The sequence below is a fragment of the Haemophilus sp. CCUG 60358 genome (assembly GCF_001679485.1).
In the GTDB taxonomy this organism is placed as follows: Bacteria; Pseudomonadota; Gammaproteobacteria; order Enterobacterales; family Pasteurellaceae; genus Haemophilus_D.
In genome coordinates, this window is sequence record NZ_LZOZ01000012.1 from 58,376 (window position 1) to 75,189 (window position 16,814).

Here is a 16,814-nt window from a genome sequence, read left to right on the forward strand (position 1 = left end):
ACCTTTTTTATGAATAAATTACTCTTTATTATCTCGAGTGCATTGCTGGTTTCAGCTTGTACGGGAGAGCCGAAAAAACAAGATCCCGACGCATTGCCAGATGGTATTATGCAACCAGTAGAAGGAACGGGAGCTGTTGCCGGTGGTAGCTTTATGCCGGAAATTGAAAAGAATTCAATGCCAAATCAAATGAAATAAATTTAATTTTAAAGGAAGAATAAATGAAAAAATCGTTTTTATTGCTCCCTGTGAGTATCGCTATTTTAACGGCTTGTAGTTCAAATAGCCCTGCACCAATCGAAAATGTGGATGGCACACTTTCTCCAGGTGTAATGCAACCTGTCGATAATAACTCTAGCGGTACATGGCAGCCAGAAATCCAACAAAATACCATGCCAAGTACAATGGGCAGCAGCGTGCCAACGGGAACTCAAACCCCACAACCAAGTTTCCAACCAACTTACCAACCGGTACAACAGCCAGCAGCAACTCAACCACAGCCCGCTCCTGCACCGGTTCAGCCGCAAACTAAGACGGTAACTAAAACAGTTTCTGATTGTACCAGCTCAGGTGCAATCAACGTGCCACGTAATCCAAATACCAATGCACCAGATTACAGCCAAATTCAAAAAGGTTCATACAAAGGAAACACCTATAAAGTAAACAAAGGCGATACCATGTTCTTAATCGCTTACTTGACGGGTATGGACGTAAAAGATTTAGCGAGCATGAACAATATGAAAGAGCCTTACAGCTTAAGTGTGGGTCAAACATTAAAAATTTCAAATTGTTCAACCAAAACAATCACCACAACAGTTCCAGTGAAAACTACCGCACCAGCGGCACCTGCTGAGCCAGAAGTGATTTATACACCAGGTGCAAATGGCACACAAATTGGTTCTGATGGTACAGTAATTGGCCCTATTAAATCAGGTGTGGGTAACGGTGAACCTTCAAAACCAGTCTTCACAAACAATACGCCTAGCACACCAGCAACGACGACAACACAAGTAGAAACTACAAACAATACACCAGTTAATGCAAATGTTGTGGCACCAGTTGCGTCGAATATTGCATGGCAATGGCCAACCCAAGGTAACGTGATCCAAGGTTTCTCTAATACCGATGGTGGTAACAAAGGGGTTGATATCAGTGGTTCACGCGGCCAAGCAGTTAAAGCTGCTGCGAATGGTCGTGTTGTGTATGCGGGTAACGCATTACGTGGCTACGGTAACTTAATCATCATCAAACATAACGATGATTTCTTAAGTGCTTATGCGCACAACGACAAGATCCTTGTGAGCGATCAACAAGAAGTGAAAGCTGGCCAAGAGATTGCGAAAATGGGTAGCACAGGGACCAATGCTGTGAAACTTCACTTTGAGATCCGTTATAAAGGTAAATCTGTGGATCCAGTTAGATACTTACCGAGAAGATAATCTTTTCTCAGAAAAAGTGCGGTTAAAAATGACCGCACTTTTTGTTATACTCTCACCAATTTTTTCTCAATGCTTAGAATCTAAGGTTAATTTAATGCGTACAAGTCAATATTTATTCTCAACACTAAAAGAAACCCCGGCTGAAGCGGCCATTGTGAGCCATCAATTAATGCTTCGTGCGGGGATGATTCGTCCTCTTGCTTCCGGTCTTTATAACTGGATGCCAACAGGCTGGCGTGTGCTTCGTAAAGTAGAAAAAATCATTCGTGAAGAAATGGATAAAAGTGGTGCACTTGAAATCAAAATGCCAGTGGTGCAACCAGCAGAATTATGGGAAGAATCAGGTCGTTGGGAACAATATGGCCCAGAATTACTACGTTTTGTGGATCGCGGAAACCGTAACTTTGTATTAGGTCCAACACATGAAGAAGTGATTACGGATTTAGTTCGTCGCGAAGTGTCATCATACAAACAACTTCCAATCAATTTATACCAAATTCAAACCAAATTCCGTGATGAAGTGCGTCCTCGTTTTGGTGTCATGCGTTCACGTGAATTTATCATGAAAGATGCGTATTCTTTCCATGCGGATCATGCTAGCTTGCAACAAACTTATGATGTGATGTACCAAACTTATAGCAATATTTTCAATCGCTTAGGTTTAGATTTTCGTGCAGTACAAGCGGATACGGGTTCTATCGGTGGTAGCGCCTCACATGAATTCCAAGTGTTAGCAAACAGCGGTGAAGATGATGTGATTTTCTCTACGGAATCTGATTACGCTGCAAATATTGAATTAGCGGAGGCTGTGGCAATTGGTGAACGTGCTGCGCCAACGAAAGCCATGGAATTAATTGATACACCAAATGCAAAAACGATTGCTGAGTTGGTGGAACAATTTAATTTGCCAATTGAGAAAACGGTCAAAACCTTAATTGTAAAAGGGGCAAGTGAAGAGCAACCGTTAGTGGCATTAGTCATTCGTGGTGACCATGAATTAAATGAAATCAAAGCGGAAAAATTACCGGAAGTGGCTTCACCATTTGAGTTTGCGGATGAAGCTGTTATTAAAGCAAAAATTGGTGCAGGTGTGGGCTCATTAGGTCCTGTTAATCTCAATATTCCAGTGATTATTGATCGTTCAGTGGCATTAGTGTCTGATTTCAGTGCGGGTGCAAACATTGATGGTAAACATTACTTCAATATCAACTGGGAACGTGATGTAGCTTTACCAAAAGTGGCGGATATTCGTAACGTAGTTGAAGGTGATCCAAGCCCAGATGGTAAAGGTACCTTATTGATTAAACGTGGTATCGAAGTAGGCCACATTTTCCAATTAGGTAAAAAATACTCAGAAGCGATGAATGCGACTGTTCAAGGTGAAGATGGTCGTCCAATGGTCGTAACCATGGGATGTTACGGTATTGGTGTAACGCGTGTGGTCGCTGCTGCGATTGAACAACATTTTGATGATCGCGGTATTGTATGGCCAACAGATGAAATTGCGCCATTCACCGTAGCTATCGTGCCAATGAATATGCATAAATCTGAAAGCGTTCAAGAATATGCCGAAGAATTGTACCGCACTTTACAGGCACAAGGCATAGAAGTGATCTTTGATGATCGTAAAGAACGCCCAGGTGTGATGTTTGCAGATATGGAACTTATCGGTGTGCCACATATGGTGGTGATTGGTGAGAAAAATCTTGCAAACGGTGAAATCGAATACAAAAATCGTCGCACCGGTGAAAAACAAATGATTGCCAAAGATCAGTTGTTAGATTTCTTGAAAGGACAAATTAAAGCTTAATGTGATCCTTTGATGATGAAGAAAGGAGATTGAAGCATACACTTCAATCTCCTTTTTTATTATCGATTAGTAATTGCTTGAGGTATTAGCAGAAACACCCGTTACAATCGCAATGCCTGCGCTTGCGCCAATTCGAGTAGCTCCCGCTTTAATCATCGCTAGTGCGGTTTGAGTATCACGAATACCGCCAGAGGCTTTCACGCCAATGTTGCCTACCGTTTTCTTCATTAATGCCACATCTTCTACGGTTGCGCCGCCTTTATTGAAACCCGTTGAGGTTTTAACGAATGCTACACCTAATGCTTTACAGATTTCACAGGCTTTTACGATTTCTTCTTTGGTGAGTAAGCACGTTTCTAAAATCACTTTAAGCGGTACACCATGACAAGCGGTTAATACAGCTTGAATGTCATCTTTTACGGCATCCCATTTATTGGATTTAATTAAGCCAACATTAATCACCATATCGATCTCACCCGCACCCGCTTTGATGGCTTCTTGGGTTTCAAACGCTTTGACTGAGGATAAGTTGGCACCGAGTGGAAAACCGACTACCGTACAAATTTTTACATCTGAGCCAGCGAGTTTTTCTTTGGCTAAAGGAATATAACCTGAATTAATGCAGACTGAATAAAAGCCGTACTGAATGGCTTCATCACAGAGTTTAAGAATATCTTGTTCTGTTTTTTCAGCAGTAAGGGCTGTGTGATCAATATATTGTGCTAATTGTTTACTATCCATATTTTTTCTCCTTATTAAATGATGTGGTTATCATAGCAAAATATCTGTAATTTTGACCGCACTTTTCTGATCGATTACAATCCATTTATCCTAGATCATGAAATTTTATTGTGAAACTTAAAACATTATTAAAAAATGCGATTTCGCTCCTGCTGACGTTGATTATTGTAAGCAGTATTCTCGATTTTATTCGTAAACCCAATATTCCACCTGAAATCAATGCGACGGCACTTTATGATTTACAGGGGAATGCCTTCTTTTTACCCCAATTAGATCAAGCTAAGCCGACAATCATTTATTTCTGGGGAAGTTGGTGTGGTTATTGTCGTTATACTTCTCCAGCGATTAATTCACTTTCAGAAGAAGGCTATCCAGTAGTCTCTGTTGCTCTGCGTTCGGGGACAAATAAGGACGTGGAGGATTATTTACAAACGCATCACTATCAGTTTACAACGGTGAATGATCCTCAAGGCAAGATTGCGGATCAATGGCAGGTAAATGTGACACCGACCATTATTATTTTAAATAAAGGAAAAATGGATTTGGCCACAACGGGCTGGACAAGTTACTGGGGCTTAAAAGTGCGGTTGTTTTTCACAGAGTTTTTTGGCTAAGCGGTACAAAATCTATTACAATACACAGACTTATTTTAAAGAGGACAGAATTATGATTATCGTAACAGGTGGTGCCGGTTTTATCGGCAGTAATATCGTTAAAGCATTAAACGATATGGGACGCAAAGATATTTTAGTGGTGGATAACTTAAAAGACGGGACTAAATTCATTAACTTAGTGGATCTTGATATCGCAGATTACTGTGATAAAGAAGACTTCATTGCATCCATTATTGCAGGCGATGATTTAGGTGATATCGATGCAGTATTCCATGAAGGGGCTTGCTCAGCGACCACTGAATGGGACGGCAAATACATTATGCATAATAACTACGAATATTCAAAAGAGTTATTGCATTACTGCTTAGATCGTCAAATTCCGTTCTTGTATGCATCAAGTGCGGCAACTTATGGCGACAAAACTGAATTCCGTGAAGAGCGTGAATTTGAAGGCCCATTGAATGTATACGGTTATTCTAAATTCTTATTCGACCAATATGTGCGTGCGATTTTACCTGAAGCGCAATCACCGGTATGTGGTTTCCGTTATTTCAATGTGTATGGTCCACGTGAAGGCCACAAAGGCTCAATGGCGAGTGTGGCATTCCACTTAAATAACCAAATCCTGAAAGGCGAAAATCCAAAATTATTTGCAGGCAGTGAACACTTCCGCCGTGATTTCGTTTATGTAGGCGATGTGGCACAAGTCAACATTTGGTGCTGGCAAAATGGCATTTCGGGTATCTTCAACTGTGGTACCGGCAATGCAGAGTCTTTCGCAGAAGTGGCGAAAGCGGTAATTAAATTCCACGGCAAAGGCGCAGTGGAAACCATTCCATTCCCAGAGCATTTGAAATCTCGCTATCAAGAATATACGCAGGCGGATTTAACTAAACTCCGCGCAACTGGCTACGACAAACCATTTAAAACTGTAGCAGAAGGTGTGGCTGAGTACATGGCGTGGTTAAATAAATAAAAATATTGAACAAATAATGTCGTTCAATACTAGAAAATGAATAAAGTGCGGTTAAAATTGGTCTTATTTTTAGCCGCACTTTTGTTATAAGGTCAAACATGAATATTTTAATTATCGGCCCGTCTTGGGTCGGCGATATGATGATGTCGCACAGTTTGTATCAACAACTCAAACAGCAATATCCAAATTGCCAAATTGATGTGATGGCGCCCAATTGGTGTAAACCGCTTTTAGCCCGTATGCCAGAAGTGCGTCATGCTATTGAAATGCCACTTGGACACGGCAAATTTGCCTTGTGTGAACGTTATCGTTTAGGTAAGGCATTGCGCAATCAATATGATATGGCAATCGTATTACCAAACTCCTTGAAGTCCGCCTTCATTCCCGCTTTTGCAAAAATTGCGGTACGTCGTGGCTGGAAAGGAGAAAGCCGTTATTTCTTGCTTAACGATTTACGCAATAACAAACGTGATTACCCCATGATGGTGCAACGTTATGTAGCGTTAGCTTTTGAGCAAAATGCGGTACCGAAAGCGGCTGATATTCCTGTTCTAAAACCTTATTTAACCGTTGACTCAACTCAACAGGCGGAAACCTTAAAAAACTTTGAAAAACAGACCGCACTTTTAGGCGAGCGTCCGATTATCGGTTTTTGTCCTGGAGCAGAATTTGGTCCAGCTAAACGTTGGCCGCATTATCATTATGCTAAATTGGCTGAAATGCTAATTGAAAAAGGCTATGCGGTAGAATTATTTGGTTCACCAAAAGATGTGGAAGCAGGAGAGCAAATTCGCAATGCATTGCCCGCCGAGCTACAATCATTTTGTTTAAATTTAGCGGGACAAACAAACCTGAATCAAGCGGTAGATTTAATTGCTAATTGTACTGCAGTGGTGAGTAATGACAGTGGCTTAATGCATATTGCCGCTGCGACAGATCGTCCATTGGTAGCGCTTTATGGCCCAACGAGCCCAACTTATACGCCACCATTATCGGATAAAGCGGTGATTATTCGTTTAATTGAAGGCGATTTAATTAAAGTGCGTAAAAGCACAGATAGCTCGGAAGGGTATCACCAAAGTTTGATTGATATTACACCAGAAAAAGTGGTAGAAAAATTGACCGCACTTTTAAGATTTAAGAAAGAGAGAATATAAAATGGAAGTGACATATCAACCCGTATTAGATAAAAATGAAGCTAAAGCAGCCCGTAAAATCAGTCGTGAAATTTATAAGCATAATAAATTTCGTAAAATGATGCGGCTTGGCGATTTTTTATTATATTTATTTTGCTTGATACCAAGTCTTTTTATTGCATTTTTTATGAGAAATTGGGCTGAAGTTCTTTATGATTATTATGAGAATATTTTGGCCTATTATGCGGGATATATATTGTCTGCTATTTCAATATTTTCTTTTTTCTATGCTCTTATAATACGACCTTATTTGAATATGTGTATGATTAAAAACCAAATAGGCTCCAAAATGGAGAAAGGAAGTCAAACCATACGAATTCAAGAAGATGGCTTATATATTAAAATAGATCTCTGCCAAACATTATATAGTTATCATTATATTCATCATATTGAAAATAAATATGGCTATTTAGTAATTCGAGTTGGTTCTGGATTGTTTTTAGATATTCCTCATTCAGCCTTTCAAGATGATGCTCATCGAGAAGCATTTGAAGCCGCTTTACGAGAAAAAATAAAAGCTTACCAAGCAGAGCCTTTAAGTAAATAGAAAAGGTCTAACAGGATATGTTAATGATATGAACCCTCTCCGCATACATTTACAATTAATTGGAATGGTGATTTTATGGGGCGCCTCTTGGCCTTGGGGACGAGTAGTTGCCCAAGCTATGCCGACATTTGTTGCTTCAAGCCTGCGCTTTTTTTTCGCCATTATTCCACTCATTATTTGGCTATATGCGGCGAATCGCTTCAAATATGCTAAACAACTAAACGCTAATCAGTGGATGGGGTTGTTTGTGACCGCCTTTTTCGGTGTTTTCGCTTATTCCACATTTTTTATCTGGGGGCTGAAATATCTTCCAGCGGGACAAGCAGCTGTTATTGTGGCAACAAACCCTGTATTTACCACGCTTTTGGCGATTTTTTTATTTAAAGAAAAATGGAATCGCTGGGTAATACTTGGAATGGTTATTGCCATGAGCGGAACATTATTGGCTCTCACAAAAGGGAATTTTTTACAAATGATGGATTCCTTTGGTTTGGGGCAAATATTATTAATTGGTGCGCTAATTTGTTGGGTCGTTTACACCTTATTGGCGAGAAAAGTACTTGCGGGCATTGATTCTCTCACCGCAACCACATTATCTTCCATTTTTGGTTTTTTATTGTTATTTATATGTGCCCTATGCGTGGAAAGCTCGGACAATTGGCTGACAGTACTGAATTTATCACAAGGTGAGTGGATAAGTTTACTTGGTCTTGCATTTGGTGCAACGGTATTAGCCTATGCATGGTATTTTGATGGTGTGAAACACTTAGGGGCAGGCAATGCCTCGGCTTATATTATTCTTGTGCCTATTTTAGGCATTTTATTTTCAGCCGTTTGGTTGAATGAACAAGTGGATTCCTCCTTAATTATTGGAGGCATTTTAGCCGTATCAGGGCTTGGGATTATGCACTGGGGAAGAAGGTTAATTAAATGAAAGTATGTGTGATTAAGACTTCCTCTATGGGCGATGTGATTCATACTTTGCCGGCATTGACTGATGCACAGCGTGCTATTCCTAATCTCTCTATTGATTGGGTGGTGGAAGAGAATTTTGCCGAAATCCCACGTTGGCATTCTGCAGTGAATCAAATCATTCCAATTGCTTTAAGACGTTGGCGAAAATCGCCTTTTTCAGCTCAAACAAAAAACGAATGGAAATCTTACCGCACTTTATTACAAGCCAATCAATATGATGCCGTGATTGACGCGCAAGGGCTTTTTAAGAGCGCTTTTTTTGCGACACGCTTAGCCAATGGCGTTAAACATGGCTATGACCGTAAAAGTATCCGCGAGCCTATAGCTTCCTTGTTTTACGATAAAAAATACGCTATTTCCTATCAACAACATGCGGTAGAACGTATTCGTCAACTTTTTGCACAAGCATTATCTTATCCATTACCGAAAGAGAAAGGGGATTACGATATTGCGCGTCATTTTATTTCCGCAGATTCTATCGAACCTTACGTGATCTTTTTTCATTCTACGACAAGAGATGAAAAGCATTGGCCAGAACATGAATGGCGAAATTTAATTGAAAAACTGACCGCACTTTCTGTTCAAGTTCGTTTACCTTGGGGAAATGAAAAAGAAAAGGCGAGAGCAGAGCGATTAGCAGTAGATTTATCTCATGTGGTCGTTTTGCCTAAACTTTCATTAAATGAATTGGCTTACCAAATAGCTAATGCGAAAGCCGTGGTATCGGTAGACACAGGGCTTGCTCATTTAACGGCCGCACTGGACAAACCCAATATTACGCTTTATGGCGCAACTGATCCGACCTTAATTGGCAGTTATGGTAAAAATCAACATTATTTAACGGCCAGTTCAATGGAAAATATTAAGTCAGATCAAGTGTTTTCAATGCTAAATTTATTAATTAAATAGGCGATAAAATAATCAAAAATATATTTATCTGGATTGATTTTAGTCAAAAAATTGCCTATTTTCTGATAGTTGGGAAAATTTAAGATTGACACATTCTGGTTCTGGTTCTGGTGTATAAACTGAAAAAAGTTCAATTTTTTATTAACTTCATTAAATCATAAGGAAAGCGTTATGAAAAAAACACTTCTTGCTTTATCTGTAGTTGCATTAGCAGCAGGTTCTGCACAAGCTTATAACTTCCACATTGACCAAACTGGTACAGATGTTGATTTTTACGGTTCTTTACGTGTTAAATGGGAAAGCACCTCTAACAAAACTAACTATGTAAACGGTGATGTAACGAAAGAGCACATCAACCACGCAGTTGATAACAACGGTTCGCGTTTTGGTTTCAAATTAAAACAAAGCTTAGGTGGCGATTTCTACGCTTTAGGACGTGCTGAATGGCGTATGCGTGGTGAAGCACCTTCACAACATGATTTTGACCATGTTTACACTCACCAACTTTATGCTGGTTTTGGCCACAAACAATTCGGTGAGTTGACTTACGGTAATATGGTAACTATTACTGATGAAGTAAAACAAACTGACTTAGCAAATACTTACAGCTTGTCTGATGGCTTATTAGATGGTTCTGCACGTCGTGTAACTCAATATGTGTACAACGGTAACTATGGTGATAACAAAGTTAAATTTGGTGCGTACTATGGTGGTTCAAGCAAACGTAGCATGAAAAACCTTGATTTAACAAATAAACGTAAAAATGCTTGGGGTACAGGTCTTATCTTTAACCATGCAATTGATAGCATTCAAAATGTGACCGTAGCAGCAGGTTTTACTCGTGAAATTTCTGAAAATGCTAACAATACATCATACTACCGTAATGCTTATGGATTAGGTTTAGCCTATAACTTCGTTCACACGACTTATGGTGTCGATTTAGAGCGTCAAGTAACTAAAAACCAAGGTGACAAGCGTACTAAAAATGAAGTGCGTGCAGTTGTTCGTCAAGGTTTAAACGAAGATTGGAATGTATATGCAATGTACGCATATAAAACAGATAAACAATTTGGTGATACAGACAGAACTCGTCAATTCATGGTGGGTACTGAATACTATGTATACAATCAAGGTTCTTTAAAAGTGAAACCATTCTTAGAATGGCAAGCAACTCGTACTAAATACGAAAATAGTGCGGTAGATCGTAGCCGTGATTTCAAAACTGTTATCGGTTTACGTGCATACTGGTAATTCATCAGTTTAATTTTATAAAGCGAGCGGATAGTGAAAGCTATCCGCTTTTCTTTTTGGCTTGTAATTTTGATTTTCACCCCCATAATACTGCTCAGGCGCAAAGTGCGGTAACAAAATGACATCTTTTTTGAACGTTTAAGATTTATTCACAAAATTGACCGCACTTTTCATTCGAAGAATAAATAGGAACAAATAATGAATTACACTCAAGACAATGACCAACTTTACCGCTACCTTTTCCAAAACCGTGCCTTGCGTGGTGAATGGGTGCGATTAAACCAAACTTTTACTGATACGTTGAATACTCATCATTATCCAAAAGCAGTACAAAACTTATTGGGTGAGATGATGGTGGCGACTAATTTATTGACTGCAACATTAAAATTTAACGGTAATATTACTGTTCAAATTCAAGGTGATGGCCCATTAAAATTAGCTTTGGTAAACGGCAATGATCAGCAACAAATTCGCGCATTAGCTCGTGTGCAAGGTGATATTCAAGATGGCATGAGCTTGCATGATATGATCGGAAAAGGCGTGTTAGTGATTACGATTGCTCCGACTGAAGGCGAGCGTTATCAAGGTGTTATCGGTTTAGATAAACCAACGATTACGGAATGTTTAGAAGACTATTTTGTTCGTTCAGAGCAATTACAAACCCAACTTATTATTCGCACAGGTGAATATGAAGGTAAACCAGTTGCAGCAGGGATGCTGTTGCAAATCATGCCAGATGGTCAAGGTACGCCAGAGGATTTTGAGCATTTAACCACATTGGCATCAACCGTAAAAGATGAGGAGTTATTTGGATTGCCCGCAGAAGAATTGCTTTATCGTTTATATCATGAAGAAGTAGTGGAAGTTTTTGAACCGCAAACTGTTTCTTTCTTCTGCGGTTGCTCACCTGAACGTTCTGGTGCAGCATTATTGCTAATTCCAGAAACTGAAATTGATGAAATCTTAGACGAGCATAAAGGCAGTATTGATATGCAGTGTGAATGTTGTGGCACGCATTACTTCTTCAATAAAGAAGCCATCAATAAACTCAAACAAGCACAATAAGAAAAATCCCCGTTCATGATCTGCACCTTAATCAGTTANNTAACTGATTAAGGTGCAGATTTTTTATGACTAAATATAATCAACTTTTCAAACAACAAGTCGTGAATTTCTATTTCGAACATCACGAAAATCTTGCTTTCACGGAAAATCGTTTACTGGCATTGATGAACTTGAAAAGGTTATCAATGATTATGTCCGGTACTATAATGAAGAACGAATCCAATTAAAATTAAAAGGACTGAGTCCGATACAATATCGAAAGCAGTCCTTTAAATAACAGTCTAACTTTTTGGGGTTAGATCATTTTGTTTAGGTTTTTTGTTAAATAAAGTTAGCATCTTGTTTCAAATTCTGCTAGGGCTTCATCAAATTGTTGTTGCACTTTCGGATGAACAGGTGCAAAGACAGATGATGTTAAAGTAATAAATGAGCAAACTAAGAAACCGGGAATAATCTCATAAAGTTTGGATAAATCGTCCCAGCCTAGATAGCGCATGAGTGGGCTCCATGCAACGACGGTGATAGCGCCAGATAGCATTCCCCATAATGCAGCTTTTGAGCTAATGTTACGGTTAAAGAGAGAAAGAATCACAACTGGTCCAAATGCAGCACCAAAGCCAGCCCAAGCGTACGAAACTAATCCCATCACTTTTGAGTTAGGGTCATGTGCGATAACGATAGCAATGACAGAGATGAGTAACACCATTAAGCGACCAACCCAAACTAATTCTGTGCTAGAGGCATTTTTACGGAAGAAACCTTTATAGAAATCTTCTGTAATAGCCGCAGAACACATCAATAATTGCGCAGATAAGGTACTCATAATTGCGGCAAGAATTGCAGATAATATGATGCCGACAATCCAAGGGTTAAACATGACTTTGGACAATTCAATGAATACAGATTCTGCATTCGAAAGGTCAATGTTTCTTTCAGTGAAATAAGCTAGTCCAAAATAACCGACAGCAACTGCACCACCTAAGCAAAGGATCATCCAAGTAATACCGATTTTGCGTGCTTTATTTAAAGAAGCAACAGAGTCCGCAGCCATAAAGCGAGCCAAAATATGTGGTTGACCGAAGTAGCCTAAACCCCATGCCAAGGCAGACACTACACCAATACCAGAAACGTTGTGCAACCAGTTACTATAAGGAATACCTGTTACAGCAGATTTTGCTTCAAGTGCCATTTTGAGATCATCCCAACTGATCGTGAGAATAACCATCACAGGAGCAAGAATTAGAGCAAAAATCATCAATGAAGCCTGAATGGTATCACTCCAAGAAACTGCTAAGTACCCACCAATAAAGGTGTAGCTAATGGTCGCAATCGCACCAAACCAAAGCGCGGTAGTGTAATCCATGCCTAATAGGCTTTGGAATAATTTCGCACCAGCCACTACTCCAGAGGCACAATAGATGGTAAAGAAGAACAAGATAATACCTGAAGAGATGATTTTCAGTGCTTTTTTCTGACGTGGGAAACGTTGTGCAAAGAACTCCGGTAACGTTAAGGCGTTGCTATATTTTTCAGTAAAAATACGCAAGCGGCCAGCAACAACACGATAGTTCAAATAAGCCCCAATAGTTAACCCAACGACAATCCAAGCTTCGGATAAACCAGAGAGAAAAATTGCTCCAGGTAATCCCATTAATAACCAGCCGGACATGTCTGATGCACCAGCAGACATGGCAGTAACAAAACTGCCCATTTTGCGACCACCTAGAATATAGTCGTCAAAATTCTGCGTGGAACGGTAGGCATATAATCCAATGCCTAAAATAACGAGCAAATAGAGCCCAAAGGTAATGTAGATTTGCATAAATTACTCCTTCTTAATGTTCTTCAGAAGACATTAACGAGGTGTTCCCGCCAGCAGCTGTGGTGTTGTAACTGCGAGAGAACTCATCGTATAACGGTAAAATATCTTGGGTAGTTTGCCAATCATAGCATTTAAAAATAGCTGAGCTGTTTTCAGCTAACCATTGGCGTCGTTCTTTACTTAATTCTGCTAAGTAGATACCTTTTTGGCAGTGGCCTAGTTTAGTATCAACTCGTACGCCCGCTTTACCAGATTTAGCTAATGGATGACTTGGCTCAACTAAAATCGTAAAGCCTTTTGCCAATAGTTTATTTGCAGCTTTTTCTGATGTAGCTAAATCGCCATTTAGAATTGCTACTTCAGAAGGCAAGTAAGCTAAAGAGTTGCGTTCACCAGTAATACTGTCTAAAACAGGTTGTGCATTACCTAGACTGTTTTCATCCCCAAATTGGCTGTAGTAGCGGTCTGTTTTTGTTAAACGTTGCAAATAGAATTCGCCACCGGCTTTCGGGCCTGTACCAGATAAACCATGACCACCAAATGGTTGTACGCCCACAACTGCACCAACAATATTACGGTTAATATAGAAGTTACCGCAGTGGAGGTGTTTTTCAACTAAATCCATCTGTTTACGGATACGGCTATGGCAACCACCAGTTAGCGCATAACCTTTCGCATTAACTTCATTGAGTACGTTAACTAAGTTCTCTTTTTTATAACGCACGATGTGTAAGATTGGGCCAAACACTTCACGTTGTAATTGGTTAAGATTATCTAAAAGATAGACTGCTGGTGCGACAAAATGACCATTGGTTGGTGCCTCTAATTCGACATAAGCACGAGCGACTTTCCGCATATTCGCTTTATGATTTTCTAGATTTTGTTTCGCTTCTTGATCAATTACAGGGCCAATGTCTGTTGAGAGTAAACGCGGGTCGCCAAGGCTAAATTCGTTAATCGCTTCTGTAATCATTTTATAGTAATGATCTGCAACATCTTCTTGTAATAACAAGATACGTAGTGCAGAACAGCGTTGACCAGCAGAGTCAAATGCAGAGCTTAAAACGTCTGCAACAACTTGTTCTGGTAATGCAGAGGAGTCAGATACTAATACGTTTTGTCCACCAGTTTCAGCAATTAAAACAGGATCGTTATCCGCTTGTGCAATTCGTTTTTCAATCAATTTTGCAACTTCAGTTGAGCCAGTAAACACAACGCCATCAAAAGCTTGTTGTACTAATGCCGCCCCTAAATCGCCTGCCCCAAGCACCAATTGTAATGCCTCTTTTGGTACGCCTGCTTGGTGTAAAAGTTTTACTGCTGCATATGCAATAAGAGAAGTTTGTTCTGCTGGTTTAGCAATTACCGCATTTCCTGCTGCAAGGCTTGCAGCGACTTGTCCAGTAAAGATAGCTAAAGGGAAGTTCCAAGGCGAAATACAGAGAACTTTTCCGCGTGGTGCACCCAAGTGTTGATCTTTTGCGAGATATTCAAGCTGATTTGCATAATATCTGAGAAAATCGACGGCTTCTCGTAGCTCTGCAATTGCATTTGGTAATGTTTTACCAGCTTCAACAATGGCAAGTTTCATCAATAAGCCGAAGTTTTCTTCATATAAATCTGCGGCTTTTCGTAATACATTTGCTCGTTCAGTTGCGCTTTGTGCTGCCCATGTCTCATTATTTGCCGCATTAAACACAGCTTGTGCTTCAGTTGGGTTTAAGAAAGCAACTTCCGCTAAGCTCTCTTTCAGATTAGCTGGATTGACGACGGTATGTGCAGCTAAGTTTTCTGCATTAGCCAGCACCGTGAGTGATTGCGCATTTTCGATAGGTGCTTCGTTTAATGCTTGTTCTAATTTAGCTAACTCAAATTCGTTGCTTAAATCAAAACCTGCAGAGTTTCTACGATCATTAAATAGTTCAAGTGGATTGCGTACTAATTTATTCGGTTCACCATTAGATTTCTCATAGAGTTTCCAAGGCGGAATCACTAATTGTTCTACCGGAATATTTTCATCGACCAATTGATGAACAAATGATGAGTTTGCCCCGTTTTCTAATAAACGGCGAACTAAGTAAGCTAATAAGGTCTCGTGCGTGCCTACGGGGGCGTAAACACGGACTTGGCGATTAAAATTCTCTTTGCCAACAATGTTGTCGTATAAGCTTTCACCCATGCCATGTAAGCATTGGAATTCAAATTGTTTGCCTTGACCTAATTCGTGGATCGTACACATGGTTTGTACGTTATGCGTCGCAAATTGTGGGTAGATTACATCTTGAGCAGCAAGTAATTTTTTCGCACAGGCAATATAAGAGATATCGGTATGATTTTTGCGAGTATAAAGCGGGAAACCATCTAAGCCATCCGCTTGCGCCCATTTTACTTCGCTATCCCAATAAGCTCCTTTTACAAGGCGAATCATTAAGTAACCGTCTTTTTCTCGGGCAAGATTGATTAAGTAATCCAATACAAATGGGCAACGTTTAGAGTAAGCTTGAACAACATAGCCAATACCTTTGTAGCCTTTGAGTTCTGGCTCATCTAGTAATTTTTCTACTAAATCCAGAGATAGCTCTAAACGGCTAGCTTCTTCTGCATCAATGTTTACGCTGATGTTATATTTTTTGGCAAGTAAGAAAAGTTCTTTTACGCGCGGATAAAGCTCGTCGATAACACGATCATATTTCGCACGCCAATATTTTGGATGGATAGCAGAAAGTTTAACGGAAACACTGTTACCATTATAGATAGTGCGACCTGCAGCATCTTTCCCCACACTTTCAATGGCATGGAGATAATCATTAAAATAACGATCTGCATCCGCTTGGGTCATGGCTGCTTCACCAAGCATATCAAAAGAGAAGGTAAAGCCTTTTTCATAACGAGGTTTAATGTTCGTTAGCGCTTTTTGCATGGTAACGCCAGCTACGAATTGTTTCCCTAAGATTTGCATGGATTTTACAATGAGCGTACGCATAATCGGGGCAGAGAAGCGAGCAAAGCTACGGCTTAACGCATTTGCGAGGCTTTTTTCGTCTAAATTTTCACTAATTTTTTTACCGAAAACTAAGCCATAACTAGCTGCGTTGATAAAAAATGAGTTAGCGTTACCAATGTGAGATTTCCAGTTACCATCACGTAATTTTTCATAAATCAAATCATCGCGGGTTTCTGCATCAGGAATACGTAATAGCGCTTCAGCTAAGCACATTAGTGCGACACCTTCTTCACTGCTTAATGAGAATTCTTGCATTAAGGCATCTGCGCCATATTGTTTTTGTTTAAGATGGCGAAGTTTGTTAATAAGTTTGATCGCATTGTCAGTAATGCGTTTTTCTTGTTCTTGGGTAAAATCTAAGGTTTTAAGCAAGTTATCTACTGCCGTTTTCTCATCTAAGCGATAGTTTTCGGTGATGAGTTGGCGTTCAGGACGGTAGGTTTTAGAAAGTTGGAAGGACATAGT

The 16,814-nt window shown here is 39.8% G+C and carries 14 protein-coding genes and 1 pseudogene; 12 read left to right on the forward strand and 3 right to left on the reverse strand.

Going from position 1 to position 16,814, the window contains the following annotated elements:
• Positions 1–9: 9 nt before the first annotated feature.
• The 3 genes from A9500_RS04690 (at position 10) to proS (ending at position 3,249) form a co-directional block, all read left to right on the forward strand.
• Positions 10–198 (forward strand): hypothetical protein, encoded by a 189-nt coding sequence (locus A9500_RS04690; protein WP_014064606.1) that lies wholly within the window; start codon positions 10–12, stop codon positions 196–198.
• A gap of 23 nt (positions 199–221) precedes the next feature.
• Positions 222–1,439, forward strand: a complete 1,218-nt coding sequence (gene nlpD / locus A9500_RS04695) for a murein hydrolase activator NlpD (RefSeq protein WP_065244077.1) — start codon at positions 222–224, stop codon at positions 1,437–1,439.
• 94 nt (positions 1,440–1,533) lie between these two features.
• Positions 1,534–3,249 carry a proline--tRNA ligase gene (proS, locus tag A9500_RS04700; RefSeq protein WP_065244078.1) on the forward strand — a complete coding sequence of 572 codons (1,716 nt, stop codon included), beginning with the start codon at positions 1,534–1,536 and terminating at the stop codon, positions 3,247–3,249.
• A gap of 66 nt (positions 3,250–3,315) precedes the next feature.
• Here proS and deoC read toward each other — a convergent pair whose 3' ends face one another.
• Entirely contained in the window at positions 3,316–3,990 is a 675-nt protein-coding gene (gene deoC, locus A9500_RS04705; RefSeq protein WP_065244079.1) for a deoxyribose-phosphate aldolase, read from the reverse strand.
• Positions 3,991–4,100: 110 nt separating this feature from the next.
• Between deoC and A9500_RS04710 the strand changes: the two genes are divergently transcribed.
• The 9 genes and pseudogenes from A9500_RS04710 to A9500_RS10475 form a co-directional block, all read left to right on the forward strand.
• Entirely contained in the window at positions 4,101–4,604 is a 504-nt protein-coding gene (locus tag A9500_RS04710) for a protein disulfide oxidoreductase (protein WP_049384628.1), read from the forward strand.
• Between the two features lie 52 nt (positions 4,605–4,656).
• Positions 4,657–5,580: an ADP-glyceromanno-heptose 6-epimerase gene (rfaD, locus tag A9500_RS04715; RefSeq protein WP_065244080.1), complete on the forward strand. Its 924-nt coding sequence runs from the start codon at positions 4,657–4,659 to the stop codon at positions 5,578–5,580.
• Positions 5,581–5,678: 98 nt separating this feature from the next.
• Positions 5,679–6,737 carry a lipopolysaccharide heptosyltransferase II gene (waaF, locus tag A9500_RS04720; protein ID WP_065244081.1) on the forward strand — a complete coding sequence of 353 codons (1,059 nt, stop codon included), beginning with the start codon at positions 5,679–5,681 and terminating at the stop codon, positions 6,735–6,737.
• A 1-nt stretch (position 6,738) separates the two neighbouring features.
• Positions 6,739–7,323 (forward strand): YcxB family protein, encoded by a 585-nt coding sequence (locus tag A9500_RS04725; RefSeq protein WP_054420218.1) that lies wholly within the window; start codon positions 6,739–6,741, stop codon positions 7,321–7,323.
• A gap of 28 nt (positions 7,324–7,351) precedes the next feature.
• On the forward strand, positions 7,352–8,257 hold the full coding sequence (locus A9500_RS04730) for a DMT family transporter (protein WP_065244082.1): 906 nt from the start codon (positions 7,352–7,354) through the stop codon (positions 8,255–8,257).
• Positions 8,254–9,207 (forward strand): lipopolysaccharide heptosyltransferase RfaC, encoded by a 954-nt coding sequence (rfaC, locus tag A9500_RS04735; protein WP_065244083.1) that lies wholly within the window; start codon positions 8,254–8,256, stop codon positions 9,205–9,207. The genes A9500_RS04730 and rfaC overlap by 4 nt, the downstream gene beginning before the upstream one ends.
• Positions 9,208–9,378: 171 nt before the next feature.
• A complete protein-coding gene (locus A9500_RS04740) occupies positions 9,379–10,458 on the forward strand; it encodes a porin (protein WP_065244084.1) in 1,080 nt (359 codons plus the stop codon).
• Positions 10,459–10,656: 198 nt separating this feature from the next.
• A complete protein-coding gene (hslO, locus tag A9500_RS04745) occupies positions 10,657–11,523 on the forward strand; it encodes an Hsp33 family molecular chaperone HslO (protein WP_065244085.1) in 867 nt (288 codons plus the stop codon).
• A 166-nt stretch (positions 11,524–11,689) separates the two neighbouring features.
• Positions 11,690–11,800, forward strand: a pseudogene (locus A9500_RS10475) (IS3 family transposase); the annotation flags it as partial.
• A gap of 54 nt (positions 11,801–11,854) precedes the next feature.
• On the opposite strand, the gene putP reads toward A9500_RS10475, so the two are convergent.
• Positions 11,855–13,345 carry a sodium/proline symporter PutP gene (putP, locus tag A9500_RS04750; protein WP_065244086.1) on the reverse strand — a complete coding sequence of 497 codons (1,491 nt, stop codon included), beginning with the start codon at positions 13,343–13,345 and terminating at the stop codon, positions 11,855–11,857.
• Between the two features lie 13 nt (positions 13,346–13,358).
• Positions 13,359–16,811 carry a bifunctional proline dehydrogenase/L-glutamate gamma-semialdehyde dehydrogenase PutA gene (gene putA, locus A9500_RS04755; RefSeq protein WP_065244087.1) on the reverse strand — a complete coding sequence of 1,151 codons (3,453 nt, stop codon included), beginning with the start codon at positions 16,809–16,811 and terminating at the stop codon, positions 13,359–13,361.
• Positions 16,812–16,814: the final 3 nt, after the last annotated feature.